This is a genomic window from Streptomyces glaucescens, from assembly GCF_002154375.1.
In the GTDB taxonomy this organism is placed as follows: Bacteria; Actinomycetota; Actinomycetes; order Streptomycetales; family Streptomycetaceae; genus Streptomyces; species Streptomyces glaucescens.
Genome location: NZ_MUND01000963.1, coordinates 1 through 816, shown reverse-complemented (window position 1 = coordinate 816; position 816 = coordinate 1). Strand labels below are relative to the sequence as shown.

At 71.2% G+C, this 816-nt stretch carries 2 protein-coding genes; both read left to right on the top strand.

Going from position 1 to position 816, the window contains the following annotated elements; all coding sequences use genetic code 11:
- The coding region (locus tag CCN42_RS39790) for a LysR family substrate-binding domain-containing protein (RefSeq protein WP_169731617.1) at positions 1–518 on the top strand (518 nt) is incomplete at its 5' end.
- 100 nt (positions 519–618) lie between these two features.
- A partial coding sequence (locus CCN42_RS39785; protein ID WP_422641261.1) for an alpha/beta fold hydrolase occupies positions 619–816 on the top strand: 198 nt, incomplete at its 3' end.

The following is an 816-nucleotide window of genomic DNA, read 5'->3' as shown; positions in this document are numbered from 1 at the left end:
GGTCGGAGCCGAGCGCCGGGCTCGCCGCTGGGGACGTCGATGTGGCCCTGCTGCAGTTGCCCTTCCCCGGCCAGCACGAGCTGCGGACGGCCGTACTGCTCACCGAGCCCCGCTGGGCCGCCCTCCCCGACGGGCACCCTCTCGCCCTGCGCGACGTGATTCCCTTCCGGGATCTGTGGGACGAGCCGTTCGTGGCCGCACCGCCCGAGACGGGCTGGTGGCGAGACCGCTGGCTGGCCACCGACGAACGCGAGGGACACCCGGTCCGGATCGGCGCCGTCGCCGACAAGCCGGACGACTGGCTCAGCGCCATCGCCAACGGCTACGGCATCGCTCTGGCCCCCGCGTCCGCCGCCCGTTTCTACGCGCGTCCCGGCGTCACCTACCGCCCGGTCAGCGGTGTCAGCCCCAGTCGGATCGGAGTCGCCTGGGCCTCGTCCGACGACAACAATCCCGTGGTCCAGGACTTCGTCCACTGCTGCCTCGAAACACCGTGGCCGGACGAGACCGGCACCTGATCATGTGGCGGATGCCGACGTGCCGGCTCTGTGCGCGTTCGGGGGCGTGGCGACGACGGGGCTTGACCCTGACCGTGCGTCAGGGTTGGAGCCTCGTCGCATGACGAACAACAGCACTTTCTCGGCTCGGCTCGCTCCGCCGGTCGGAGGGTTCCAGGAGATCGACGGCCGCCGTCTTTTCGTGCACCGTTCGGGCAGCGGCGGGCCGGCCGTCGTGTTCCTGCCGGGCGCCAGCGCGGTCGGCCTCGACTATTTCGGTGTCCAGCAGGGTGTTGCGCAGTTCACCACCGCGGTGGTG